The sequence below is a fragment of the Faecalicoccus pleomorphus DSM 20574 genome (genome assembly GCF_000420345.1).
Taxonomy (GTDB): domain Bacteria; phylum Bacillota_I; class Bacilli_A; order Erysipelotrichales; family Erysipelotrichaceae; genus Faecalicoccus; species Faecalicoccus pleomorphus.
Genome location: NZ_ATUT01000002.1, coordinates 108,475 through 134,931 on the forward strand (window position 1 = coordinate 108,475; position 26,457 = coordinate 134,931).

Sequence of the window (26,457 nt, forward strand, 5' to 3'; positions counted from 1 at the left end):
AAAAGTGATGAAAAAGATTTTGATTACAGGTTTTGATCCATTTGGCGGAGAATCCATTAATCCGGCTTTTGAAGCGGTTAAACTGTTGCCGGATACAATTGCAGGGGCACAGGTGATTAAATTGGAAGTGCCGACTGTATTTGGAAAGGGACCACAAAAAACGATCGATGCGATCGAAGAATATAAACCGGATTATGTCCTTTGTATTGGACAGGCTGGCGGTCGTTCCCAATTAACACCGGAATTTGTCGGTATCAACTATGTGCAGGCGCGTATTCCGGATAATGAAGGAAATCAGCCGATGAACCAACCTTTGGTTGAAGGTGCTCCCCAGGCTTACTTTGCGACAATACCGGTTCATGCGATGGTAGAAAAGATCAAGGCCAATGGCATTCCGGCTTCTGTTTCTTATACAGCCGGTACGTATGTATGTAACGCAATGTTGTATTGTGTCATGCATGCCCTTTATACAAAATATCCGAATGTAAAGGGTGGATTCATGCATGTGCCATTTGCGACAGAGCAAACAGTCAATCAGCCGGCCGGTACACCGGGCATGAATTTAAAAGATATTGCCAAAGGAATTCAGGCAGCTGTAGAAGCTATTCTGGAAAATGAAGAAGATATCCAAATCGTAGGAGGAGAAACTCATTGATCTTTGAGCCGGTAACATTGGAAAAAGACTGCTGGATCAGTGGTATAGAAAAGAAGACAAGTCCAGATACATTATATGAAGACTTACCCGTACTTTCCAAAGAATTTGCGAAAATCAAGCCATCGATAAAAAATCCGATCCGACCTCTGACAACTTGTGTTGCGACCGGAAAGACGAAAATCTTTATGGGTGATTTTGTGGAACGAAAGGATTCTAACTTTGCATCGTTGTCGATAAAAAAAGGACAGCTTTTGGTCAAGGTCAAAGTTCCTTTTCGCTTCCAGGCATTTCTGCCGGCCAAAGTAGCCGGTATTCGTAAGGAATTCTATCAGCACTGGTTGCCGGATAGTGGCTATGTTTCGTTGCAATGGCAGGATTTGGAGGTCTATCATTATCGACGTCGTTATTTTCGAAAGTCTCGTAAAATGGTCATGGAACTTTGGTTTTTATTAGAAAATAAGAAGGAAGATTGAATTGAAAGAACAAGAATTTTTAAAGCTTGCTTATGCAGCCTACGGAAGCAACCTGCATCTAAAACAGATGGAAGTGCGTTGTCCTACTGCAGAATGCATAGGAAAGGGATATCTTGAAGATTATCAGCTGGTCTTTGGAAAACGCGGTTTTCTGGATGTAGTACCTTGTCCGGGACAGAAAGTTCAGGTCGGTTTATTCAAGGTGACAGATACCGATCTTCAGGCCTTAGATGAATATGAAGAATATCCGGAGTTATATGATCGTATTACCGTTTCTATCCAAACCGAATCAAAGGAGAAGATACAGGCTTTTGTCTATAAGATGAATCCTTATGATACGATGGAAAAACCGACAGATGCTTACTGGACTACGATCAATGAAGGGTATGATAATTTCTCTTTTGATAAAAAGGATCTGGAAGATGCTTTATCGAAAATCGATGAAGAGGTCAAATGACCTCTTTTTCATTATATAGGTATGAAAACGATTTCATTTTATAGAAAAAATGATATAATAAATCTAGATTTTAGGAGGATTATTGTTTATGTCTATTGTTGAAGAAAGATATGAAAAATGGGTCAGCCACCCTAATTTGGATCCACGTTATAAAGACGAGTTGAATAATATGGATGCCCAGGAAAAAAATGATGCCTTTTATACGCTGATTGAATTTGGGACAGCCGGCATGCGTGGTTTATTAGGACCTGGAACGAATCGTATCAACATTCACACGATCCGCAAAGCAACACAGGGATATGCCAATTACATCAAAAAAGCCGGTGAAGCTGCCTGTAAAGCCGGTATAGCCATCGGGTATGATAACCGTCACATGTCAAAAGAATTTGCCTTTGACTGTGCTGATTTACTGGCCAAGAATAATATCGCATCCTACGTGTTTGAATCTCTTCGTCCGACACCGGAATTAAGTTTTGCGGTGCGCCATCTTCATTGTTTTGGCGGTATCATGATTACGGCCAGCCACAATCCAAAGGAATATAACGGATATAAGCTCTATGACGATAAAGGATGTCAGTTAGTTCCGGCTTTGGCAGGTCAGGTCATTGATGAGGTTAATGCGATTGAAGATGAATTAGCCATCGATGCCAATTGTACAGAGGAACAAAAGAAGCTGGTTACCGTTATTGGTAAAGAAGTGGATGAAGAATACTATAAAAATGTATTAAGCATTCAATTGAATCCGGATGTGAAAAAAGATATCAAAATCGTGTTCTCTCCAGAGCATGGTACAGCGAATATTCCTGTACAGGAAGTATATAAACGTGCGGGTTATACATGCATTCCGGTTGTGGAACAATGTACCCCGGATCCGGATTTCTCAAATACGCCAACACCAAATCCGGAACAGCCGGGTGCGTATGAACTGGCTTTAAAATATGCCAGAGAAAACGATGCTGATGTGATTCTGGTTTGTGATCCGGATGCCGATCGTATGGGTGTTGGGGTAAAACACAATGGAGACTATGTTGTCTTAACCGGAAACCAGTCTGGTTCGGTTGAAATCGAATATATTTGTTCGCAGTTAAAAGAAAAGGGTCTGATGCCGGAAAATCCGGTGATGTTCAATACCGTTGTCACAAGTGATCTTGGAGAAAAGGTTGCGGCGGATTATGGTGTAGAAACCGAAAAGACATTGACTGGATTTAAGTTCATTGGTGAAAAAGTGGCCAAGTATGAAGTGACACATGAAAAGAATTATGTCTTTGGATATGAAGAATCGTATGGTTCTTTGATTAAACCATTTGTTCGTGATAAAGATGCACCGCAGGCTTGTTTGATGTTGGCGGAAGCAGCCAGCTTCTATAAGCAGCAGGGTAAAGATCTGGTAGATGTACTTGACAGCTTGTATGAACGTCACGGAACGTATGAAGAAAGTCAGGTTGCCTTGACATTGTCAGGGGAAGCCGGTGCCAATCGTATCAAAGAAATTCTTGCGGATTTAAGAAAAGATGCGCCAACTGAAATCAATGGTTCAAAGGTTGTTCGCAGTGAGGATTATAAAGAATGTACGATCAAGGAAGGCGATACGGTAACAGAATTGACCGGATTTACAAAATCGGATGTTTTGAAATATTATCTGGAGGATGGAAGCTGGATTGCCGTTCGTCCAAGTGGTACAGAACCTAAGTGTAAATTCTATTATTGTATCAAAGGAAATTCCAAAGAGGATGCACATGAAAAAACAGTGGCCTACCAGCAGGCTATGAAAGAACTGACAAACAGCTAATGAAAAAGGATCGCAGATGCGGTCCTTTTACTTTGTCAGATTGCTTAAGAAACGTTCGATTCGATCACAGGCTTCTTTGATATGATCGATACTATAGGCATAAGAGATACGAATAAAGCCTTCACCATGTTCGCCAAATGCATTTCCAGGTACACAGGCGACTTTTTCTTCATCAAGCAGCTTTTCGCAGAATTCATCGCTGGTCAACCCGGTTTTTTGAATGTTCGGGAAAACGTAGAATGTGCCATGAGGCATATTGGTTTTTAATCCCATACGATTTAAGCGGTTGACCAAAAGATTTCTTCGATTCATATAGTCTTTTTTCATCGTTAAGACATCTTCCAAGCCATGTCGTAAAGCTTCGATGGCAGCATATTGTGCCTGTGTCGGTGCGGACATGATCACATATTGATGAATCTTGGTCATTGCACTGCTGATTTCGGCGTTGGATAGAACATAACCCAGTCGCCATCCTGTCATTGCGAATGCTTTTGAAAAACCGTTGATGACAAGAATCTGATCTTTTACTTCATCAAATTGAGCCAATGAAGCAAAATCCTGATCGAAGCTGAGTTCGGCATAAATTTCATCGCTGATAACATAGATGCCGCTTTCTTTTATAATCGGAACGATCTTTTCATAATCTTCTTTGGTCATGACACCGCCGGTTGGATTGCTGGGATAGTTGATGATCATGGCTTTTGTCTTATCCGTGATAGCGTGTTGTAAAACATCCGGCATCAATTTAAACTCATGTTCTTCCTTTAATTCAATGGGAACAGGAATTCCGCCGGCCAGTTCAATTGTAGGTGCATACGCTACATAATTCGGATCTAAAACGATGACTTCATCTCCGGGAGTGACCAAAGCACGCATGGCCAGATCGATGGCTTCGCTGCCACCAACGGTCACAAGTGTTTCCTTTTCAGGATCATAGTTTTGATGATAACGAACTTTATGGAATTCACAGATCGCCTGGCGCAGCTCAAGAAGTCCGCGGTTGGCAGTATAATGTGTTTTTCCGGTGGACATGGAGTGTATGGCATTTTCACAGATATGCCATGGCGTATCAAAATCCGGTTCGCCAACACCCAGGGAAATGACACCCTGCATGGTGTTAGCTAAATCAAAGAATTTACGGATTCCGCTGGGTTTTAATTTTTCGACAACGGGATTGATTGGCTTTCTCATGGGGTAACCACCAGCCTAGGTTCGGATGTCTCCGGTTCATCCTGCATTAACAGACCGCTTTGTTTATATTGTTTTAGGACAAATAGTGTTTTGGTCGAAAGTACATTTTCCACACAGGCAATCTTATCAGAAACGAATCGGGCGACCTCAAACATGGTCTTTCCGCAGACTAAGCATAGAAAATCACAGTCACCACTTAATAAATACATGGTCTCGACTTCCGGGTATTTGGCAATCAACAACGCTGTTTTATCATAACCCTGATTGCGTTGTGGTGTACAGTTCACTTCGATGTAAGCCATGACCTTTTGATCACGCAATGCTTTATTATAGTTGATGACGGTATGATATCCGCAGATGATCTTTTCGTTTTCCAGTTTTTGAATTTCCGCTTCCACAGTCTCCTTGTCTTCGTTTAAAATATCAGCAAGATCTTGACTGGTCAGTCGGGCATTGTTCTCTAACAAATCTAAAATAGCTGGCTGATTCATAAGCATTCCTCCTTAGTTATAAACCTTATTTTAACACAGAATGATAAGGTTGTCTTTCATGAATTGAAAGGGGTTGAAACAAAAAGAAAACGATATGAAAAATGTGGTAAAATGATGGGAATTGACAGGTGCATACATTGACAAAAAGGGGTTTTGTTTCTATAATGATGTTGTTAATTTAAAGGAGGATTTACTGATATGACAGTAAAAGTTGCAATCAACGGTTTTGGACGTATCGGACGTTTAGCATTCCGTCAGATGTTCGGTGCCGAAGGGTACGATGTTGTTGCTATCAACGACTTAACTAGCCCTAAAATGTTAGCTCATCTATTGAAATATGACTCTACTCAGGGTACGTATGAAAAAGCTGACACTGTAAGTGCTGGTGAAAACTCTATCACTGTTGATGGAAAAGAAATCACAATTTATGCAGAAGCAGATGCTTCTAAATTGCCTTGGGGTGACCTGGGTGTAGATGTTGTTTTGGAATGTACAGGATTCTATACTTCTAAAGCAAAAGCAGAAGCTCATATCAAAGCAGGAGCTCGTAAAGTTGTTATCTCTGCTCCAGCTGGAAATGACCTTCCAACAATCGTTTACAACGTAAACCATGAAACTTTGAAACCAGAAGACACAGTTATTTCTGCTGCAAGCTGTACAACAAACTGCTTGGCACCAATGGCTGCTGCTTTGAACAACTTGGCACCAATCGAATCAGGAATCATGACTACAGTTCATGCTTACACTGGTGACCAGATGACTTTGGATGGTCCTCAGCGTAAAGGTGACTTACGTCGTAGCCGTGCTGCTGCCGTAAACATCGTTCCTAACTCTACAGGTGCTGCCAAAGCTATCGGTTTGGTAATCCCTGAATTGAACGGAAAACTAATCGGTTCTGCTCAGCGTGTTCCTACTCCTACAGGATCTACTACAATCTTAGTAGCTGTTGTTAAAGGAAAAGTTACAGTTGACGAAATCAATGCTGCTATGAAAGCCGCTTCTACTGAATCTTTCGGATATACTGAAGAACAATTAGTATCTAGCGACATCATCGGTATGCGTTACGGATCATTGTTTGATGCTACTCAGACTATGGCTCATGAAATGGAAAACGGAGATACTCAGGTACAGGTTGTGTCTTGGTATGACAACGAAAACTCTTACACAAGCCAGATGGTTCGTACAATCAAATACTTCTCTGAATTAGGATAAGATTTGAATTTGTCGTAAAGAGATTCCTTCGGGAATCTCTTTTTTTATGAAACAATAAAAAGCAGGGTAATGACATAAGTTAAATATGTATTTCCTGCTTTTTGATCATCTTCCAGATTGTTTGTAAGAGTTCCTGGATTTCCTTTACGGGTTATTGTTTTTCTTCGTCTTCAAAGTATTTCAGAAAGAAACTCCACTTTTCAAGTAAGCTCATGTCCCTGGCATCCATCACAGGAACTTTGGGGAGTTGAACAAAGATCAGCTGCATTAACTGTCCGGCATATTTTAAAGCCTGTCCTTTCCAGTTTCTTTGTTCAAACTGTTCCACCAGATCTTCATATTCTATAGAAATGATAAAATCCGTGATCACGATTTGATAAACTGGATGAAAATTCGAATAGGGTTCTCCTTCCTTGAGTACTTGCCTGGATGCTAAGCGAATCTCATAATAGAACATGCGATAAAAGAATTCTTTTGGAGCGTAAACCGCCTGCATTTCGATATTGGCCAGACGGCCGTCATCAAAAGATACGAGAAGATCCATGCGAGGATGCTTCTGGTTGGCCATTTCTGAAGTCAGTTCACTGTTCATGACTCTGACAGAAGTTACCGGCTGTTTAAGAATCGAACTGAGCAGGGAACAAAGTGCGATCTAACATAGCCAAAGACGGACTTAAAAGCCATGTCGTGTTTTAGGTTCAATTTCGATGGCATAAAAACCTCCTTTCTATCGGCTATCAAAACAAAGCAGTAAAAGAAGGCAGGTATATAAAGATTTCACATACTAGTCATAATAGCCTCACTATTAGATACGAAAAAAATCAGGAAAACTATTAAAAAGATTTCAATTTTTTATAAAAATTTTTAATGATGAGTTTATCTAGATATCTTTTAAGCTTTTTTAAGTTTTCCATCATTTTATAAAGTCAGGTTGAAGTTTTATAGTGCCTTTCTTGAAATATCATGGGAAGTAAGGTATCCTAGATATACATTAGAAGGTGAAAGTTATGCCATTAAAAGAACGGTTGACAAATGATGATCGAGATGAATTAAGCGAAGGTGTAGATGATCTGGATGCAGCATATATCCAGATGTTGAAAGATCAGGGAATTGATGCAGATCTGGTCAAACAGTTTCGTGATTTGAGTCTTGAGACTAAAGATTAACACAACATAGACCCTGTCTATGTTTTTTTAGAAAGGAATGATGGAAATGAATTTATATAACAGCTATACCCAGAAAATTGAAGAGTTAAAGCCAATCGAGCCTGGAAAGGTTTCCATGTATGTCTGTGGACCGACTGTATATAATGAGCCACATGTGGGGAATGCCCGGCCTATTGTCGTATTTGATACGTTGAAAAAAGCACTGGAATTACAGGGCTTGGATGTTATGTATGTGAGCAACTATACAGATGTTGATGACAAGATCATCAAAACTGCTTTAGAACAAAATGTGAGTGAAAAAGAAATTACAGATAAATATATTGAAGCGTATAATCGTGTACGTAAAAATCTGCATGCGGACTTGCCGGATGTAGCACCGCGTGTTACGGAAACGATGGATCAAATCATTGCGTTCATTCAAAAGCTGATTGAGAATGGTGCGGCTTATCAAGTTGATGGCGATGTGTATTTCCGTGTATGTAGTGATAAAACCTATGGGGAATTATCGCATCAAAAAATGGAAGATCTGATGGTCGGTGCTCGTATCGATGAGAATGAGAAAAAAGAAAATCCTTTGGATTTTACATTATGGAAAGAAACAGAGCAGGGAATTCGATGGGATTCTCCATGGTCAAAGGGACGTCCGGGATGGCATACAGAGTGTGTCGTCATGATTCATAACGTATTTAAAAAAGCGTTGATCGATATCCATGGCGGTGGTCTGGATCTTAAATTCCCGCATCACGAAAATGAAATGGCACAATGCCAGATGTGCTCTCATACGCATTTAGCAAATATGTGGGTACATAATGGTATGATAAATATTCAAAATGAGAAGATGTCAAAATCACTGGGGAATGTCTGGTGGGCTAAAGACCTGATTGAAGCGCATGGGGGCAATACCATTCGCTGGATGATGATCTCGGTTCACTATCGTTCACCATTAAATCTAAATGAAGAAGCGATCTCTTCTTCTCAAAAAGAATTGAATAAGATTTATACAGCATATAAACAAGCTTGTGTGCAGTTGCAGCTGCAGAATGTAGAAACCGATGCGGTGGATGAAGAAAGTTTAAAGGTTTTTGTAGATGCTTTAAATGATGATTTAAATACGCCGAATGCGATTTCTGTCGTTCATGAAGTGATCAAAAAGATCAACCAGGCATTGCGTGCCCGTCCTTTTGATGGACAAAAAGTCGCAGCCTTAAAAAATGCACTGGAAAAGATGTTGTGGGTATTAGGAATTGAATTAGATTCTATCGTACTGGATGACCAGGATAAAGAAATGTATGCCGCATGGCGAAATGCGGTTAAAGCAAAAGACTTTGAAACCGCCGATGTATATCGTGCTAAATTACAGGAAAAAGGAATCTTGTAATGGAGATCGTAACGCATAATGCGACTAGCCTTGCCTGGATGGGAGATGCTTTGATGACATTAAGAGTTCGTAAGCATCTTTTGGATAAAGGCTATCAAAAGGCGGACGTTTTACAAAAAAAGAGTGCTCGTCTGTGTAGCGCTAAAGGACAGGCTGTTATTTTGGATAGGCTGATGCAGGAGGATTTCTTTACCGAAGAGGAAAAACAGATCCTTCATCGAGGAAGAAATGCGACCATTCATTCAAAGGCTAAGAATGCGGATGGACAGACATATCTAAAAGCAACGGCACTAGAAGCTTTATTGGGCTATCTATATTTATATGATCATCATCAGCGCTTGGCGCAGTGCTTGGATCAAATTGTTGAAAAAGGAGATTCTCTATGATCGTTTATGGAAAAAATGTGTTTACACAGCTGGAAGAAAATCCGGATTCAATCTTAAAAATATATGTGCAAAGAGGGCTTCGTGACAAACGTTTTTTACAGCGTGTAGAACAGTTAAATAAAAAAATAACAGTCGTATCTCGTGATCAGCTGAATGCCTTGACGAAAGGTGCCAATCATAATGGAATCGTAGTGGAAGTTAAGGAAATACCGACATACGATCTTAAACAAATCTTAAATAAGGCGAAACAACCTGGTTTGATCGTGGCCTTGGATGGAATACAGGATCCCCACAATTTAGGAGCTATTTTACGCAGTTGTGATTGTACCGGTGTTGATGGGGTGATTCTTTGTAAGCACAACAGTGTGGGCTTAACACCATCGGCTATTAAAGCCAGTACAGGAGCAGCTTATACGATTCCGGTCTGCACGGTGACCAATTTAAAAAATGCTCTGCAGGAATGTAAAGAAAACGGATATTGGGTCGTAGGCAGTGATATGGATCAAGCTCGTGATTATCGACAGGGTATCTATGATGTACCTCTGGTTCTGGTCATTGGTTCGGAAGGCAAAGGTATTTCCAATCTGGTTAAGAAACAATGTGACTATATGGTTAAATTACCCATGGAAGGAAAAATCTCTTCTTTAAATGCCAGTGTGGCTTGTGCTGTACTCTTGTACCAAATTCATAGTGCCAGACATCCTCTGTAATTTCTTTTTGCTCTGGAAAGGGCAAAATGAGAAGAAAAAATGTCAATTTCTGGATTTATTTGTTTTTCATAAAAGATGAAGAAGCATTTAGTTATCTTCGTAAACATTATCGAGCAATGGTCAACACGATCATTTGTCATGCGAATGTCAGTCGCGATGGGCATCAGCTCAATCGATGGGATATGTTAGCTATTGCCGATACCATCCTATTAAAATGTCTATACTGGTTTCAAATACGAAGACAGCGTAGTTTTACATCATTTTACAAGCAAGTCTTGTTGAATGAGTTTAAAGATACTTATCGCATAAACTCTCGAAACAGGATGCCGGAATATTATCAACACGTTTATTTGGATTCCAAGGTCAATGAAGAAACAAGGGATTATTATGTGGAACAGACCTATGTTTCTCAAAATCCTACGCATGAAGTGGTCATAGGATCCATTATGGCAAAAAATTATCTGGATCAAGTTTTAGCGCAATTGAATCCTATGCAAAAAAAGATCCTTTCCTTACGAATTAAAGGGTATCGAAGAATTGATATTTGTCGTCAATTAAAAATTTCACCACAACGACATGATTATGCGGTACGTAAGATAAAAAAATGTTTACAGGAAATACTCTAAGAATTCCATGACAGGAATTCTTTTTTTATTTGAAAATGTTTTCTGAAAAATTTTTACAATTTTGACTAGATAATAAAATGAATATGAACTATAATTTAACTATGAATTGAAAATAAGTTTATTTTTTTTACACATTATTTGACTTGTTTTTAATTTAAGTCTTTTATGGATCTGAGAGCTGAAACAGAACAGTGATAAAGTGCAACCTCATTTCTTTTGGATCGGCTTGCGGAACCATACAAATGGATACAGCATGGATTTGTACCATGAATCTGGTTTTTGACATGCTCATCATTCAAGGAGGAAGTTATGAAAAAAAGAAGAATGATCGCTGGTTTAGCATCTTGTGCTATGGCAACGACATTGGTTGCCTGCTCTTCCGGTTCTTCGGATAAGAACAATACGTTAACGGTAGGTGTGAATCAGGAATTAAACGGTGTCTTCAGTCCGGCCTACTATAGTAGCAGTTATGATAATTATGCTATTGATTTGGTATATGAAGGATTATTAGGCTACAATGCAGAGAACGAACTTGTCCCTGAATTGGCACAAGAGATGCCGGAAATTAGTGAGGATGGATTGACATTCACATTTAAAATTCGCGAAGGTGCTAAATTCTCCGATGGTACACCGGTGACCAGTAAAGATGTTAAGTATAGCTTTACTCTCTTAGCGGATCCTAGTTATACGGGCCGTTTTGCCATCAATGCCGAAAACATCGTCGGGTATGAAGAATACAACAAGGGAGATGCCACAGAATTGACGGGTATTGAAACGCCGGATGATGAAACCGTTATTATTCATGCCAAAGAACCTCGCATTGATAATTTAGTGACATTTGGAGATAGCGTACGAATCATGAGTGCTGCCCAGTTTGATTATAAAAAAGGGGATACCAGCGAGATTGAATCCAATACGAGTGATATGTTAGGCAGTGGACCTTATAAATTAAATTCCTATGATAAAGCCTCTGGTGCTTCTTTTGTACGTAATGAGAACTATGAAGCGAAAGACGGTGAATATACGGTTGAAAAGATCATTATCAAGACAACCGATGTTCAGACAGAAGTGGATGAATTAAAATCTGGAAATGTCGATTTATTACCACAAACTATTGAACAACAAAAAATCGGTACAGTTTCCAAAGATGATAAATTGACTTATAACACGTATTTCCGCGCCGGTGAAGGTTATATCGGTTTCAATGCCGGTGAAGGGCATACAACAGCCGATAACGCGGTTCGTCAGGCTTTATCCTATGCCACAGATCGTCAGGCTTTTGTGGACAGCTACTTTAAATTTGAAGATGCTTCGGATGAAGTCACAGAAAATACAGAATTGGGTTATGTCCCAGATGTGTATTGGAATCCAGTATCTGAAAACTTGGGTGAATATGTACGTGGTGAAAAAACGATTGATGGCTTGACGGTTTATAATTTTGATCTGGAAAAGGCAAAATCGGTTCTAGAAGAAGCAGGTTGGAAAGTCGGAGATGACGGATATCGTTATAAAGATGGAACAAAATTAGAAGTGAAATGGATGTTATCCAAAGATAATTCGGTTTTAGATACATTGATTCCAATGGTTCAGAAGTCCTGGAAAGAAATTGGTGTGGATCTGAAACAGACCACGGTTGATTTCAATACGTTGTTGGATACCGTCAGCAATCCAGAGAAATCTTCGGAATGGGATATCTTCTTCTTGGCAACCGGATATACAGGACTTGCAGATAGTGATGCCAATAACTACTATGGAAACACCCCTGATAACTATTCACATATTCAAGATGCACAGTTAGAGGACTACTTGAAAAAAGGTTTATATACCAATGATGTGGAAGTTTCTAAAGAAAACTATTTAGCAGCTATGCAGCGTGCTTCACAATTGGATGCATACTTGCCGATCTATGGAAATCAATATTTTGATCTCTATAATAAACGTGTTAAGAATCTGAATACGTCTTCGGTACATAGCTGGGCACAGGCAATGGATCAAGTGACTCTTGAAAACTAAACCAAAAGGAAGAGCAAGCCTTTCGACTTGCTCTTCTATTTATACGTAAGGAGGCAATCTAATGATTAAATATATACTTAAGCGACTCTTGGTCTTGTTACCGGTATTGTTGGTGATATCCATCGTGATTTTTGGCACCGTTAAGGCTATGCCGGGAGATGAAGTCACCGCCTATTTTGGAGCCGGTTCCAGGGCAACCGAAGAACAGCGGGATCAGGTTCGTGAAAAATTAGGGTTAGATAAAAGTCTTCCCGAACAATATGTTCGGTGGTTAGGACGTGTTGTAACCGGTGATTTAGGAAATTCGGTTTCGTTAAAAAAGCCGGTTGCGGATGTAATTGGACCTTATGTATGGAATACGTTTTATCTCAATGCACTTTCTTTAATCATTGCGCTATTATTCGCTATCCCTATAGGCATACGACAAGCCGTTAAAAAGGGGTCTTTTTTTGATAATTTCTGGTCCGTATTTTCACTGTTAGGAATTTCTGTACCGACTTTCTTTTTCGCAATGCTTCTAATTTTCTTTGTCGGTAATAATATTCCAGGCATGCCGATCAATGGTATGTATGATCCGATGTTGAAATCCTTTGGATATGCATCTGTTTTTCAAATGATTGGTGATGTGGCTGTTCACTCAATTTTACCGGTGACGGTTTTGGCCTTTAGCAATTTTGCCACGTTTTCGCGGTATGTGCGTAACTCCATGGTGGAAGTCATTAACATGGATTACATTCGCACAGCGCGTTCGAAAGGGTTGAAAGAAAAAGTTGTCATTTATCGGCATGCGTTTAAAAATGCGCGCATTCCTCTTGTAACATTGTTGGGATTATATATTCCTTCTCTGTTTTCAGGTGCCGTTATTTTGGAAACAGTCTTTGTTTGGCCGGGCATTGGAAAGATTTTGATTGATTCAATCAATAATCGTGATACTTCCTTGGCGATGGCCTGTTTGATTTTTAGTGCTGTCTTAATGGTCTTGGGAAATTTATTAGCCGATATTGCGTATTCCTTTGTCGATCCAAGAATCAAAGTAGAGGATTAGAGGTGTTGGTATGAAGAAAAAACAAAATATCATTTTAGAAAATGGAGAACATATCGATGTCGTAGGTCCCTGGACTCTGGCATGGCGTCGCTTTAAGGCCAATCGAATCGCAATGGCAGGTTTGATTATCTTTTTAGTCATTCTGGTATCTGTAATTCTTGTACCGATCATTCTGGGAATCGATGTCAATGACTATGACTTGTCCAGTACGAATTTAGCACCAAGTGCACAACATCTTCTGGGAACTGATAAACAAGGACGTGATGTATTCTTTCGTTTGTTTCTGGGGGGAAGAATTTCCATCTTTGTTGGGGTATTGGCAGCTGCTTTTACAGTAATTTTAGGTTCTATTGTCGGTGGTGTGGCTGGTTTCTACGGAGGGCGTATTGATAATTTATTGATGCGTTTTACCGAAGTCGTTTATTCTTTACCTTTTATTCCCATGATTTTAGCAGTTTCTTTTATTATGTTGTGGGTGCCGCAGGAACAAAAACTACTAGTCGTCGCTTTGATCATTGGAGCGCTTTCCTGGCCGGGTCTGGCAAGGCTGGTACGAGGACAGATCTTAACTTTGCGGGAACAAGAATTTATGCAGGCTTGTGAGGCCTTAGGCTTTTCAGATTTTTCTAAGATCTTTAAGCATTTGATGCCGAATGTATTCTCATTGATCATTGTCAATGCGACTCTGGGAATGGCCAGTGCCATCTTGACTGAAGCCGGTCTCTCCTTTTTAGGGATGGGGGTACAGGCGCCGACACCAAGCTGGGGAAACTTGATGAATCTGGCAAGGGAATCACAGATCTTTTTGAACTATCCGTGGCAATGGGCACCGGCAGGAATTATGTGTCTTTTGACGGTTGTTTCAATTAATTTGATCGGTGAAGGAATACGAGATGCCTTCGATCCTAAGGCGTTACGATAGGAGGTTTGTATGTCCATAAATAAAAAAGTTTTAAAAGTAGAAGATCTTCGTATCTACTTTCATACAAAAAGCGGGGATGCCAAAGCGGTCGATGGCAATCACTTTACCATGTATGAGAATGAAACGCTGGCCATTGTCGGAGAATCCGGTTGTGGTAAATCGGTGACGGCCATGTCCATTTTAGGTTTGGTCGATAAGCCAGGTGAGATCATGCCGGGCTCTAAGATCATGTATACCGGCAATGTACCGGAGAATGCAGAGGGGCTCAATTTAGCACAGGCCAGCGATGAACAGATTCGTGAGATTCGCGGTAATGAGATTTCTATGATCTTTCAGGAGCCTATGTCCTCTTTAAACCCTGTGATCACGGTGGGCGATCAGATTACTGAAAATATTATGACCCATGAGGATGTAGATGCCAAAGCGGCACGAGAACGTGCCATCGAGCTATTAAGTGAGGTAGGAATCAGCCGTCCGGAAAAAGTAGTCGACAACTATCCATTCCAGCTCTCCGGTGGTATGTGCCAGCGTGTCATGATTGCGATGGCACTCTCGTGCAAGCCAAAACTGTTGATTGCCGATGAACCAACTACGGCGCTGGATGTAACCATTCAGGCACAGATTTTATCTTTGATGAATCGTTTAAAGGAAAAGACAGGAACTTCCATCATGTTGATTACCCATGATCTGGGGGTTGTGGCACAAGTAGCGGATCATGTCAATGTAATGTATGCCGGTAAGGTGGTTGAAAGTGCACCGGTCAATGAGTTGTTTGAAAACCCGAAACATCCTTATACGATCGGCTTGATGAAATCCATGCCAAGTCTGGCGGATAAAGAAGAACGACTCTCAACGATTGAAGGTTCGGTTCCAAATTCTTTGTATTTGCCAAAGGGCTGTTATTTTGCGGATCGTTGTCCTTTTGCGATGGAAAAATGTAAAGCAGAACAACCGAGTGATACAAAGATAAAGAGTCGCCATCATGTATGGTGCTTCTTACATGAGGAGGAAGATCATGCCGGAAAGTAAAAAAATCTTAGAAGTTAAAAATTTGAAGAAATATTTTCCCATTAAAAAAGGAAAGTATAAAGAAGGACAACCAGCCGTCAAAGCGGTGGATGATATTACCTTTGATCTTTATGAAGGCGAAACCTTAGGATTGGTTGGGGAATCCGGCTGTGGAAAATCCACACTGGGTCGTACGATTTTACGCTTATATGAGCCGACCGGCGGTCGGGTTTTATTCCGTGAAGAGGATATTTCCAAGAAGAATAAAAAAGAGATGCGTAAGTTGCGAGAAGATATGCAGATCATCTTTCAGGACCCGTATTCTTCCTTAAATCCGCGTATGAATGTGTTTAATATTTTGGCAGAACCTTTGTTGGCACATGGCATCTTTAAGCGAGGGCCCGAGCTGGAAGCCTATGTCAAAGATCTGATGGATCGATGTGGGCTGCCAAGCTATTACTGTTATCGATATCCCCATCAATTTTCAGGAGGGCAAAGACAACGTATCGGTATTGCGCGTTCTTTGGCGTTAAATCCAAGTTTTGTGGTTTGTGATGAACCTGTCAGTGCCTTGGATGTATCCATACAGTCACAGATCATCAACCTGATGAAAGATATGCAGGAAGAAAAGAAGATTTCGTATATCTTTATCAGTCATGACCTTTCCGTTGTGAAACATATTTCCGATCGTGTTGGAGTGATGTATTTAGGCTCTATGGTGGAATTAGCAGATAAAGAGGTGTTGTATCAAAACCCGCAGCATCCATATACAAAGGCCTTGATTGCGGCCATACCGATTCCGGATCCTAAAAAGCGTAAAGAACTCAGTGTCATTCAGGGGGAAATCCCCAGCAACGTCAATATTCCAAGCGGCTGTAAATTCCATCCGCGCTGTCCTTTTGCCAAGGATATCTGCAAACAGAAGGAGCCGGCGTATCGCGAGATTCAAAAGAATCATTTTGTCCGTTGTCATTTTGCGGGAGAATTTGAATGAATGGGCGTGAGCGATTCCGTTCGATTTTTAAAAAGAAAGAGATAAAACCGGACGCCTATACCAACCTTGAAAAAGGCGATAGGATGGCCCTAATGATTGCGGCGCTGAGTGTGTTTGGACCGATTCTTTTGTTGGGAATTGGAATTCTGGCTTTATTTATTTGGGGCTGGAATGCATTTTTTTGAAAGGAGAAGTTATGCAGTTTCAAGAATATGCGTATCAACATATGGATGCGCTCTCATTACAGAAACAATTATCAGAGCTTGCCGAACAGATACAGCAGGCCAAAACTATAGAGCAAGTACAAGATTGTATCAAAAAAGTTGATACGATTCGTCGTTTTGTGGCAACACAGGTATCACTGGTTGAAATTCGTCATACCGTTGATACCAAAGATGCTTACTATACGAAAGAACAAGAATATTTGGATACGGTATTGCCGGAATTGGAAAAAGATTATGAAAAAATTAATCGTGCGCTTTTAGAAAGTACTTTTTTAGACGATCTGAAACAAAGACTGCCGGAGACATTCTTTCTTCAAAAGGAAATGGATCTAAAAGCTTTTGATCCGATCATTATAGAAGATATGCAGGAAGAGAATCGTCTGATGACAAAATATCAGGCTTTAATTGCCAGTGCCGAAATTCCCTTTGATGGTGAAATCTATAATCTATCCAGTTTGGAAGTTAAGACCAATTCTTCCGATCGACAAGTTCGTAAACGCGCTTTACAGGCCTATTGGAACTGGTTTGAACAACACGAAGAAGAAGTTGCACAAATTTTTGATCAGATGATCAAGGTCCGTACACGTATGGCACAAAAGCTGAGATATGATAATTTTATTGCATTAGGTTATGCTCGTATGCATCGCTATGACTATGACCAAGAAGATGTAGCCAAGTATCGCCGTCAGGTTTTAGAGGATGTCGTGCCTTTATGCAGTGCTTTGTACAAGCGCCAACAAAAACGTTTAGGCTATGATACCTTACATGCCTGGGATGAAAAGGTAGAATTTCTGCAGGGAAACCCAACACCTAAGTACGATCGTGCCGAGTTAGTCAAACGAGCCCAAAAGATGTATCATGAATTATCGAAAGAAACCGGTGTTTTCTTTGATTTCATGGTCGAACATGATTTATTGGATCTTGACAGTAAACCGGGCAAGGCAGCCGGTGGTTATTGTACGTTTATGCCCGATTATAAAAGTCCGTTTATTTTTGCGAATTTTAATCAAACACAACACGATGCCGAGGTCTTGACCCATGAAGCCGGTCATGCCTATCAAATTTATGAATCCAGAGATATCTATCCAAGTGATTGTGTTTGGCCAACCTATGAATCTTGTGAGATTCATTCGATGTCTATGGAATTCTTTACGCATCCATGGATGCAGAGTTTCTTTGAAGAAGATACAAATCGCTATTATTATTCACATATGGCCGGAAGTCTTAAATTCTTGCCTTATGGTGTTTTGGTGGATCATTTCCAACATGAAGTCTATACCCATCCAGAAATGAGTCATAAAGAGCGCATGGATACATGGCGTCGTTTGGAAAAAGAATATCTTCCGCATAAAAACTATGAAGAAGTTGAAATACTGGAAAGAGGAGGCTGGTGGATGCGTCAGGCTCACATCTTTATGTCACCGTTCTATTACATTGACTATACCTTAGCCCAAGTCTGTGCCATGCAGTTTTGGGCACGTATGGAAAACAAGGATCCAAAAGCCTTTGAAGATTATCAACATATTTGTAAGATCGGTGGAACACTACCATTTCGAAAGATCGTAAAAGAAGCCGGATTGATCGTTCCGTTTGAAGAAGGGTGTTTAGCACAAGTGACAGGCTCTGTTTCTCAATGGTTAGATGAAATAAGCGAGGAAGAACTGACGGCCTAATCCGATGCATCATATTGAAATCTATATCAGCAATTTAGAAAAAACGAGAGAATTTTACAGCTGGTTATTAAGCTTATTAGGCTTTACGTTATTTCAAAATTGGTCACAAGGTTTTTCCTATAGGAAAGATGGCTTTTATTTAGTTTTTGTTCAGGTACAAGAGAAATACCTTCCCAATGGATACAATCGTTGTCATATTGGATTGAATCATTTGGCGTTTTCTTGTGAAGATAAAGGCAAAATTGATCGAATCCGTGAACAATTGATTTTAAAAGGGATACCACTTTTGTATGACGAACAATATCCATATGCCGGAGGGATGAATCATTACGCTGTGTATTTTGAAGACCCGGATCGCATAAAGCTGGAAATCGTATTTCAAGAATAAGAAGACTATATCAGCTCCCACTTTTAGTGGGAGTGATTTTATCTTTTATAGAATAAGGAATAGTAACTTTATACAACTAAAAGGATTCGTTGTATTTTGACTTTTTCTGTTTCCAAGATTGGTGCTCAATCGTCTAGAAATGAGGATTCATTTTCTATATTTGTAGAAGAATACAGAAAAATTGGATCGAAAAATTAAAAAAAGCACAGTTTCATTTGACTAATGTAGAGAATAAGTGTTAAATTGAATAAGCTGTGGGAGTGTGATTTTTATGGCGGATAAAGTAATTTTAACGTGTAGTGAATGTCTGTCCAGAAATTATGTGACGACAAAGAACAAAAAGACGAATACCCAGCGTTTAGAGGTTAAAAAGTATTGTCCAAAATGTGGCAAACATACTTTACATAAAGAAACAAAGTAGGAAAGGGATCGTTATGGCAAAAGAAAAGAAAGAAAAAAAAGAAAGAACATATTCTCCCAAAGGAATCTGGCGTGAACTCAAACAAGTAGAGTGGCCGGGCTTTAAAGGGTTGATGAAATCGAGCGGATTGGTCATTCTGTTTACTTTATTATTTGGATTCTATTTCTTTATTTGTGAACTCGTAGCCAGCGGTCTTTTAAAAGTTATCGTTGGATAGTTTAGGAGGGACATCATGGCAGAAGAGTTGAAAAAAGAGTGGTATGTCGTAAATACCTATGCGGGACAGGAAAATCGTGTAAAAGAGAACCTGGAACGTCGTATCAGCACAATGGGATTGGAAGATTATTTATTCCAGATCGTTGTGGCAGAAGAAAAGGAAATCGAGTATAAAAACGGAAAACCGGTAGAAAAGACACGAAATTTATTTTCCGGTTATCTGTTGGTGCAGATGATCATGACCGATGAAGCATGGTATGTTGTACGAAATACACCGGGTGTTACCGGATTTATCGGATCTTCCGGTAAGGGGGCCAAGCCTTTCCCAGTTGCGCAGGAAGAAGTCGATTCTGTACTTCGTCGTTTGGGTCGCAAAGATATCAACATTCAGGTTGATTTTGGTGTAGGTGATACGGTTGAAATCTTAAACGGAGCTTTCAAAAACTCTGAGGGCGTTGTGGAAGCTATGGATGAAGAAAAACAGGAAGCAACCGTATTGTTGATTCTGTTTGGACGTGAAACACCGACAGAAATTCCTTATATGGATTTAAAGAAAGTCGACTAGACTTTCTTTTTTTGGAGGCTTATGAAAACTTTACTCTTTGACTTGGATGGAACGATGTATCGGGGTACACAGATCATTGAAAGTGCCAAAACTTTTTTAGAACATTGTCAAAAAAAGAATATACCCTATCTCTTTTTGACCAATAATTCAATGCGCACCCGCGAAGAAAATGTCATTCATATGGAGAAAATGGGTTATACCGGTATTTCTCCAGATCAGTTTTATAACAGTGCTATGGCCAGTGTGCAGTATGTTCGCTCTCATTATTCGGGGAATACGGCTTATTACATTGGCAAGGAAGGCATGAAACAGGCTTTGTTGGATGAAGGTTTTACGATCACAGATCAAAATCCGGATTTTGTCTTTGTCGGACTGAATAAAGACGCCGATTATGCACAGTATTCCAAAGCACTGCAGTTGTTATTGAATGGGGCTAAGCTGATTGGCACCAATCAAGATCGTATCTTGGCAAAACCCGGTGGTTTTGAAATGGGCAATGGCAGCATCGTAGCCATGTTTGAATATGCATCTTCACAGAAAAGCCCGAATATTGCCAAACCACATACGCCGATCTTAGATCTTTGTCTTTCACACTTTCATTTGAAAAAGGAAGATGTGATTTTGATCGGAGACAATTTAGAAACGGATATTTTACTGGGAAAAAATGCGCATGTGCAGACGATCTTTGTACAGACGGGTGTTCATACACAAAAAGATGTGGAAAGACTGAACATTCATCCGGACATCATTGTTCGTGATCTATTGGACTGTTTGGACTTTTCTTTTGATTCGTTTATGTTATAATGGGTTTTGATAAGGAAGAGTGGATAAAATGGAAGATATTTTAAATGTAATTTTAATGGTACTTTCGGGTATCATCATAATACTTGTACTGCTGCAGAGCGGAAAATCTGATGGATTGAGTGCTGCTTTTACCGGAAGTGGTGATTTGAACTTGTTTGCGGTACAAAAGGAACGCGGACCTGAGAAAGTCATCTCTCGAGCTACTTTGATTTGCGGAATTTTGTATTTCGCACTTGTAATCGCATTACAGATCGTTTAATAAAGGCCGTAAGGTCTTTTTTTGGTGGTGATAAAATGAAAGATCGAATCTTAGAATGTTTTGAAAAGAAAAAACAATGGACAATAAAGGATTTGGAACGAAAGCTGAAATGCCAATCCTCAAAGGATTTTACACAACTTATTCAGGCATTGAATGCACTGGAAGACGAGAGAATCCTCTGCAACAACCACAGTGTGTATTTTTATATTGATCAAAAAGAATTTGTCGTTGGAAAAGTAAAAGATATCTCAAAGTATGAATTTATGGTTTCCAATGGAGAAGATAAGGTGTATGTACCGAAAAAATATGGACGAAATGCCTTTGATAAAGATGAAGTCTTAGTGCATTGTACAAAAAAGAAAAACGAAATTATTCATATTTATTCGCGGGGCATCACAAAAGTAACCGGCACCTTCTATCGAAGAAAAGGACAGTTTATCTTTTACAGTGATGTGGATCTGCATGCGTCATTTCAAATTCAGAATTTAGATGAATTTAATATTGAACATCGTATGAAAGCTCTTGTTTTGATCACCAAATACACCGATCCCTTACAGTGTCGTATTGAAAAGTTATTAGGGTATGAATATGAAAAAGGAATGGATATCACTTCCATCCTTTCCGCCAATAATGTTCGTCAGCATTTTTCGGACAAAGTGTTAGCCCAGGCCGATGCCATGCCCAAAGAAGTGCAGGAAGCAGAACGACAGGGACGAAGCGATTTTCGTGATTTAATGACAGTAACAATCGATGGTGATGACGCCAAAGACTTTGATGATGCGATTTCGATTGAAAAGACACAACAGGGTTATCGTTTGTATGTTCATATTGCGGATGTGTCGCATTATGTAAAAGAAGGCAGTCCAATCGATCAGGAGGCTTTTGCCCGTTCTACCAGTATCTATGTGGCGGATCGTGTTGTACCGATGTTGCCGTTTGCCTTAAGTAATGGCATTTGTTCTTTAAATCCTCATGTGGATCGCTGCACGTTGAGCTGTGTCATGGATATTGATTTTTCTGGCCGTTGTCTGCATCATGAGATTGTGCCAAGTCTGATTCATTCCAATCAACGTTGTACCTATGCCAAGGTCAATCGTTTTTTACAGGGTGATGAACAGGCGCAAAAAGAATATGAAGATATTCAGGAGCTTTTATATTCATTTGAAGCTTGTGCTAAATTGTTACAGGCGCGCTCACACGATCGAGGAACGATTGATTTTAATACAAAAGAGCCTAAACTGGTTTTGGACGAAGAAGGAAAATGTATCGATGTGCAATGCAGAGAACGAGGCTTTGCCGAGCAGATGATTGAAGAGGCTATGATCCTGGCCAATGTTTGTGTGGCACATACATTAAATACTTGTGAAATTCCGGGTATCTATCGAGTCCATGAAACACCAGATCCCAAAAAAGTTTCACATTTGACCATGTTGGCCCACTCATTGGGAATTCGAACCTCATTTTATCCAGATTCTGTCACGACCAAGGAGATGCAGCAGTTTTTGGAGTCGATTCAAGATCCTGCTCTTTGCGATGTATTAAGCTATGTAGCTTTAAGAGCGATGCAGAAGGCAAGATATGATGCCAACTGTCTGGGACACTTCGGCTTATCTTTAAGCGAATATTGTCATTTTACTTCGCCGATTCGTCGCTATGCGGATCTAGTCGTACACCGGATGTTGCGTAAATATTTATTCTTACAGAATAAACAAGATAAAAATACAGATTTGGCGAAATGTGAACGGCAGGCATTCTACATTTCCGGAAAAGAAAAAGATGCCGTGAATGTGGAGCGGCAGGTCAATGACTATAAACGTGCGGAATATATGGAAGATAAAATCGGTCAAATATTTAAAGGGAACATTGTCAGTGTGCATAACTTTGGATTTTTTGTGGAATTACCAAATACGGTAGAGGGACTGGTACCGATTCATTCTCTGGATGACTATTTTGATTTTGATGAAGTCGCATCTCGTTTGATCTCGCAGGATCGAAAGAAAATTTATACGATCGGACAAAAAGTCAAAGTCGTCTGTGAATCTGTGGATAAACTGAAAGGACAAGTTTCCTTTGTACTGAAATGATAAAAAATAGCCCCAGGGCTATTTTTTTATGCAATGAAGAGAATCGAAGATATTACGCTTTCTTTTAAACGATTGTCAGTGTTTGATTACATATTGACATAATATCTGTTTTATGAGAAACGATGATTAACGTTATTTGATGACGATGACAGAACGTATGTAAAGCCTTTGAAAAAGCGATACCGTTTTTTTCATCCAGTGCACTGGTAGGTTCGTCTAATAGTAAAACATCCGGCTTTCGAATCAGCATACGGGCTATAGAGATTCTTTGTGCCTGTCCTTTACTGATGCGACAGGCGTCAATCAAAGTTTCCTTATTCTTCTTGTAGAAATCATAAAGCTGACAAACGGAGATGACCTCATCGATTTCCTGATCCGAATAAGAATCATAGAGAGTGATGTTCTGTTTGGCGGTATCATGAAAAATCAATGGCTCTTGGTTTACTAATAAGATGTGCTTGTATAAGTTTTTTCTATTGATTGTATCCAGTTCTATATGGTTGATGGTGATCAAACCTTTCTGATAGTTTTCAAAGCCCATCAACAAAGATAATATTGTTGATTTACCCGCCCCACTTTCCCCCTTGATGAGAAGATGATCGTTTTTATAAACTTGAACTGACACATTTTTTAAAACAGGTGTGTCCGGATAATCAAAACAGACATTCTCCATTTTGATTTCATTGATTGTATTCACCAATACTTTTCGAGAATCTTCCTTGTGCAACAAAACCGATAATCGATCACAGAGTTGTAAAACAGTCAGACGATTGGTTCGCGCCTCGGCAATCTGACGTATGGGTTCTTGCAGCTGCGAAGATAAAGCATACATGGTCAATACGCTTCCAATTGACATCCAGTGCAAAGATACAAAATAAATGCCTATGGTTATGCTTAAAAACGGCAAAACTGTGGTTAATAAAATATAAATGGTCATATATTGAGATTGGTACAAGGCCAGCTTTTTTTCATGGAAGAACAGGCTTTGATGTAAAAATGATTTCAAGCGATTCGTAAAGAAGGATTCTTTCGATAAAATACGAATCACTTGATGATTTTTCAGACCTTCTAAGAGTAGTTTTGTCATCTTTTCCTTTTGTTTGAACACGGTTTTGTTTTCATGGGCTATGTTTTTACTTATTGCGGCTGTAATACAAAAACAAAAGAATACGAATAAGATCAAAATAAGAGCCAATACCATCTGTGTGATAAACATGGAAATTATACAGATCGATAAAGTGATGGACTGAAAACAGACAACCACAGAATTCGTGGCGACCGTTTGCGAAAAAGCGATGGCATCGTTACTTAATAAAGAGTATATCTCACTGGAGTGAACAGAAGAAAAATCTTCAACTGATTTGCTTAATACTTCATGGTACATTTCTGACAAAAATGCATTTTTTGCCCGAATCGGTACTTGGTGAAATGTGTATTGTGATAGGAAACCAAGCAGTGCCAATAGAATCAATAACAACGATATATAAATGATAGTATCTATAGCAAAGGTATCTGGTTTAGTGGTTATAGTATCCACTATATTTTGAATGATAAAAATGAGACTGTACAAACAAAGCGTATAGGCACTTAAACAACCAATGGTCAAAATTTGAAAAAGTTTTACTTTTTTTAATTTTGTTTTCAAAACTCTGTAGGTGTATTTTGTATTCATGATGTTTTCTCCTATATTTTAATCGTAGGAAGCACAAACTATATCTTTTATACTTTTTACAATGACATCATAAGAACATTTAGGTTTCTTGTTCTTTAGTGCTCCACCAAGACATTTTCTTCCTAAGCATACAGGATACACATTGCATTCTTTGCAGCTTTCAGTATATCCATTCCATAAGTTTATGTTATTGTTTATAATTAGTTTTCCATCCGAATTGAGCCTCCCGATTTGATTTTTGTCAAAATCAAATAATACGGTACATTTCATAAGATTTAACTCTGGGTCAAATACATAGCTGTTTTTGCTACACTGAGGACATGCGTAAAAGCCTCTTGATAAAACATCTTTAAAAATGTGGTTTATTTGATTATGTTTACAAAATTGAATTAGTTTTATAATGTTTTCATGCTCTTTTTCTTGATCATAGCATTCGCCTTTATAATTCTTATTGAATGGTTTAATGGCCTCAAAGTGCATAATAAATTGGTTTTCAAAATAATCTTTGCAGAATATTAAAAACTTCTTTTCAGATTCGATAACTTCAGAATTAAAATTTGTTCTTAATATTATTTTTGAATGCTTTGGATATTGGCTGATTTTTTTTAAGTTTTGGATAATTACGTTCCAGGTTCCTTCTCTGTTCGCCAAGTGTCTTGTCTTGTTATGCGTTTTAGAGAATCCGTCTAATGTGACCTGTACATCAGTCAAACCTAAATCAACAAGAGTTTTATATTTTTCGATATCAAGCAAATATCCATTTGTGGTCATTCCAATTGAAAAATTTATTTTTTTAGTTTTTAAATATGCATTTAAAGACTCTAAAAAAGAAATAATATCGTTATATACAAGCAATGGTTCTCCACCAAAGAGATTTATGCGCACATTTTTAAATTCGTTTGATTCCATCTGTTTTTTTATAAACGTAAAGATAGAGCGATAGGAATTATCAGACAATTTCAAATTTTTGAATTTTTCATAGCAATAACTACATCTAAAATTGCACTGTTGTGTGACAATTAATGTTACAGTTAGAGTATCGGAAGTAGGATCTTTACATACTTCATCTGAACAATGATCAATAATTATACCAAGTGTATTTAAAGTCTCTAAATTTGTATTCTTACAGTCTTTCAAATTATTTGGTAGACAGAATAATTTACTTAGCAATTCTTTGTCTTTAATATTGACAATCGCACCGGACTTTGTGTTAATGATTTTTATATAGTTATTCTTATTTATATAGATGTTATATTTGCTTAATTTCATGTAGAATCGATAGCATAAAATATCTTGTGTAAATTCGTTTTTCTGGAAATATAGAAAAAAAGGTATATCCTTAGTAAAATTAGTTCGACCAAAAACAATTTACGAAAGGAATATACCCATGAACTATTTTACTACATCTTTAATGAAAAACCTATTTTCTAATGACAACAATCTTCCAGCTTTTGAACAGGCTGTAACTGAACTGTTTCGTTCAGAGTTGGAGAAATCTCTCAATGAAATACTCGCATATGAGTTGACGGCTTTTCTTGATTATGAACCATACGCTAGAACCAATAACGAAAATTCTAGAAATGGTTCCTATCAAAGAAAGTTTGATACAAAATATGGAACTATTACGCTCAATAT

30 protein-coding genes are annotated in these 26,457 nt (G+C 39.0%); 25 read left to right on the plus strand and 5 right to left on the minus strand.

What is annotated here, in order from left to right; translation table 11 throughout:
• Positions 1-7: 7 nt before the first annotated feature.
• From pcp to G413_RS0102165, 4 genes are all read left to right on the plus strand, one after another.
• Complete coding sequence (pcp, locus tag G413_RS0102150) at positions 8-655, plus strand: pyroglutamyl-peptidase I (protein ID WP_022789303.1); 648 nt, start codon at positions 8-10, stop codon at positions 653-655.
• Positions 652-1,128, plus strand: a complete 477-nt coding sequence (locus G413_RS0102155) for a hypothetical protein (RefSeq protein WP_022789304.1) — start codon at positions 652-654, stop codon at positions 1,126-1,128. Before pcp ends, G413_RS0102155 begins: the two co-directional genes overlap by 4 nt.
• A 1-nt stretch (position 1,129) precedes the next feature.
• Positions 1,130-1,585 (plus strand): gamma-glutamylcyclotransferase family protein, encoded by a 456-nt coding sequence (locus G413_RS10700; RefSeq protein ID WP_022789305.1) that lies wholly within the window; start codon positions 1,130-1,132, stop codon positions 1,583-1,585.
• 88 nt (positions 1,586-1,673) lie between these two features.
• Positions 1,674-3,374: a phospho-sugar mutase gene (locus G413_RS0102165; protein ID WP_022789306.1), complete on the plus strand. Its 1,701-nt coding sequence runs from the start codon at positions 1,674-1,676 to the stop codon at positions 3,372-3,374.
• 27 nt (positions 3,375-3,401) lie between these two features.
• On the opposite strand, the gene G413_RS0102170 is transcribed toward G413_RS0102165, so the two are convergent.
• Both G413_RS0102170 and G413_RS0102175 read right to left on the minus strand, forming a co-directional pair.
• Positions 3,402-4,565 carry an aminotransferase class I/II-fold pyridoxal phosphate-dependent enzyme gene (locus G413_RS0102170; protein WP_022789307.1) on the minus strand — a complete coding sequence of 388 codons (1,164 nt, stop codon included), beginning with the start codon at positions 4,563-4,565 and terminating at the stop codon, positions 3,402-3,404.
• Positions 4,562-5,056 (minus strand): Lrp/AsnC family transcriptional regulator, encoded by a 495-nt coding sequence (locus tag G413_RS0102175; protein ID WP_022789308.1) that lies wholly within the window; start codon positions 5,054-5,056, stop codon positions 4,562-4,564. The genes G413_RS0102170 and G413_RS0102175 overlap by 4 nt, the downstream gene beginning before the upstream one ends.
• A gap of 198 nt (positions 5,057-5,254) precedes the next feature.
• Here G413_RS0102175 and gap point away from each other — a divergent pair, with 198 nt between their 5' ends.
• Positions 5,255-6,268: a type I glyceraldehyde-3-phosphate dehydrogenase gene (gene gap / locus G413_RS0102180; protein ID WP_022789309.1), complete on the plus strand. Its 1,014-nt coding sequence runs from the start codon at positions 5,255-5,257 to the stop codon at positions 6,266-6,268.
• 151 nt (positions 6,269-6,419) lie between these two features.
• Here the strand turns inward: gap and G413_RS0102185 are convergent, their stop codons facing one another.
• Positions 6,420-6,920, minus strand: coding sequence for a PD-(D/E)XK nuclease family transposase (locus G413_RS0102185; protein WP_081637594.1), 501 nt, complete (start codon positions 6,918-6,920; stop codon positions 6,420-6,422).
• 355 nt (positions 6,921-7,275) lie between these two features.
• On the opposite strand from G413_RS0102185, the gene G413_RS12245 reads away from it, so the two are divergent.
• From G413_RS12245 to rnr, 19 genes are all read left to right on the plus strand, one after another.
• On the plus strand, positions 7,276-7,434 hold the full coding sequence (locus G413_RS12245) for a hypothetical protein (RefSeq protein WP_022789312.1): 159 nt from the start codon (positions 7,276-7,278) through the stop codon (positions 7,432-7,434).
• Positions 7,435-7,480: 46 nt separating this feature from the next.
• Positions 7,481-8,812, plus strand: a complete 1,332-nt coding sequence (cysS, locus tag G413_RS0102200; protein WP_027968994.1) for a cysteine--tRNA ligase — start codon at positions 7,481-7,483, stop codon at positions 8,810-8,812.
• A complete protein-coding gene (locus G413_RS0102205) occupies positions 8,812-9,198 on the plus strand; it encodes a Mini-ribonuclease 3 (RefSeq protein WP_022789314.1) in 387 nt (128 codons plus the stop codon). Before cysS ends, G413_RS0102205 begins: the two co-directional genes overlap by 1 nt.
• On the plus strand, positions 9,195-9,908 hold the full coding sequence (gene rlmB / locus G413_RS0102210) for a 23S rRNA (guanosine(2251)-2'-O)-methyltransferase RlmB (RefSeq protein ID WP_022789315.1): 714 nt from the start codon (positions 9,195-9,197) through the stop codon (positions 9,906-9,908). The genes G413_RS0102205 and rlmB overlap by 4 nt, the downstream gene beginning before the upstream one ends.
• Before the next feature lie 26 nt (positions 9,909-9,934).
• The gene (locus G413_RS0102215) at positions 9,935-10,534 is read left to right on the plus strand and encodes a sigma-70 RNA polymerase sigma factor region 4 domain-containing protein (RefSeq protein ID WP_022789316.1); all 600 of its coding nucleotides are present in this window, start codon (positions 9,935-9,937) and stop codon (positions 10,532-10,534) included.
• Between the two features lie 309 nt (positions 10,535-10,843).
• On the plus strand, positions 10,844-12,547 hold the full coding sequence (locus G413_RS0102220; RefSeq protein ID WP_022789317.1) for an ABC transporter substrate-binding protein: 1,704 nt from the start codon (positions 10,844-10,846) through the stop codon (positions 12,545-12,547).
• Between the two features lie 61 nt (positions 12,548-12,608).
• Positions 12,609-13,592 carry an ABC transporter permease gene (locus G413_RS0102225; RefSeq protein ID WP_022789318.1) on the plus strand — a complete coding sequence of 328 codons (984 nt, stop codon included), beginning with the start codon at positions 12,609-12,611 and terminating at the stop codon, positions 13,590-13,592.
• Positions 13,593-13,602: 10 nt separating this feature from the next.
• On the plus strand, positions 13,603-14,514 hold the full coding sequence (opp4C, locus tag G413_RS0102230) for an oligopeptide ABC transporter permease (RefSeq protein ID WP_022789319.1): 912 nt from the start codon (positions 13,603-13,605) through the stop codon (positions 14,512-14,514).
• 9 nt (positions 14,515-14,523) lie between these two features.
• Positions 14,524-15,543 carry an ABC transporter ATP-binding protein gene (locus G413_RS0102235; protein WP_022789320.1) on the plus strand — a complete coding sequence of 340 codons (1,020 nt, stop codon included), beginning with the start codon at positions 14,524-14,526 and terminating at the stop codon, positions 15,541-15,543.
• A complete protein-coding gene (locus tag G413_RS0102240) occupies positions 15,530-16,516 on the plus strand; it encodes an ABC transporter ATP-binding protein (RefSeq protein WP_022789321.1) in 987 nt (328 codons plus the stop codon). The genes G413_RS0102235 and G413_RS0102240 overlap by 14 nt, the downstream gene beginning before the upstream one ends.
• On the plus strand, positions 16,513-16,701 hold the full coding sequence (locus tag G413_RS0102245; protein ID WP_022789322.1) for a hypothetical protein: 189 nt from the start codon (positions 16,513-16,515) through the stop codon (positions 16,699-16,701). Before G413_RS0102240 ends, G413_RS0102245 begins: the two co-directional genes overlap by 4 nt.
• 11 nt (positions 16,702-16,712) lie before the next feature.
• On the plus strand, positions 16,713-18,413 hold the full coding sequence (locus G413_RS0102250; protein ID WP_022789323.1) for a M3 family oligoendopeptidase: 1,701 nt from the start codon (positions 16,713-16,715) through the stop codon (positions 18,411-18,413).
• A gap of 4 nt (positions 18,414-18,417) precedes the next feature.
• On the plus strand, positions 18,418-18,801 hold the full coding sequence (locus G413_RS0102255; protein ID WP_022789324.1) for a VOC family protein: 384 nt from the start codon (positions 18,418-18,420) through the stop codon (positions 18,799-18,801).
• A 271-nt stretch (positions 18,802-19,072) separates the two neighbouring features.
• Entirely contained in the window at positions 19,073-19,222 is a 150-nt protein-coding gene (rpmG, locus tag G413_RS0102260) for a 50S ribosomal protein L33 (protein ID WP_022789325.1), read from the plus strand.
• A gap of 13 nt (positions 19,223-19,235) precedes the next feature.
• Positions 19,236-19,439, plus strand: a complete 204-nt coding sequence (secE, locus tag G413_RS0102265; RefSeq protein WP_022789326.1) for a preprotein translocase subunit SecE — start codon at positions 19,236-19,238, stop codon at positions 19,437-19,439.
• Positions 19,440-19,454: 15 nt separating this feature from the next.
• On the plus strand, positions 19,455-20,003 hold the full coding sequence (gene nusG / locus G413_RS0102270; RefSeq protein WP_022789327.1) for a transcription termination/antitermination protein NusG: 549 nt from the start codon (positions 19,455-19,457) through the stop codon (positions 20,001-20,003).
• A 21-nt stretch (positions 20,004-20,024) separates the two neighbouring features.
• A complete protein-coding gene (locus G413_RS0102275) occupies positions 20,025-20,807 on the plus strand; it encodes an HAD-IIA family hydrolase (RefSeq protein WP_022789328.1) in 783 nt (260 codons plus the stop codon).
• 28 nt (positions 20,808-20,835) lie between these two features.
• The gene (gene secG / locus G413_RS0102280; protein WP_022789329.1) at positions 20,836-21,066 is read left to right on the plus strand and encodes a preprotein translocase subunit SecG; all 231 of its coding nucleotides are present in this window, start codon (positions 20,836-20,838) and stop codon (positions 21,064-21,066) included.
• 35 nt (positions 21,067-21,101) lie between these two features.
• Positions 21,102-23,150, plus strand: coding sequence for a ribonuclease R (gene rnr, locus G413_RS0102285; RefSeq protein ID WP_027968997.1), 2,049 nt, complete (start codon positions 21,102-21,104; stop codon positions 23,148-23,150).
• 64 nt (positions 23,151-23,214) lie between these two features.
• Here the strand turns inward: rnr and G413_RS0102290 are convergent, their stop codons facing one another.
• Entirely contained in the window at positions 23,215-24,822 is a 1,608-nt protein-coding gene (locus G413_RS0102290) for an ATP-binding cassette domain-containing protein (protein WP_022789331.1), read from the minus strand.
• Positions 24,823-24,840: 18 nt separating this feature from the next.
• The gene (locus G413_RS0102295) at positions 24,841-26,091 is read right to left on the minus strand and encodes a radical SAM protein (protein ID WP_022789332.1); all 1,251 of its coding nucleotides are present in this window, start codon (positions 26,089-26,091) and stop codon (positions 24,841-24,843) included.
• A gap of 118 nt (positions 26,092-26,209) precedes the next feature.
• Between G413_RS0102295 and G413_RS0102300 the strand changes: the two genes are divergently transcribed.
• The coding region (locus tag G413_RS0102300; RefSeq protein WP_022789333.1) for a transposase at positions 26,210-26,457 on the plus strand (248 nt) is incomplete at its 3' end.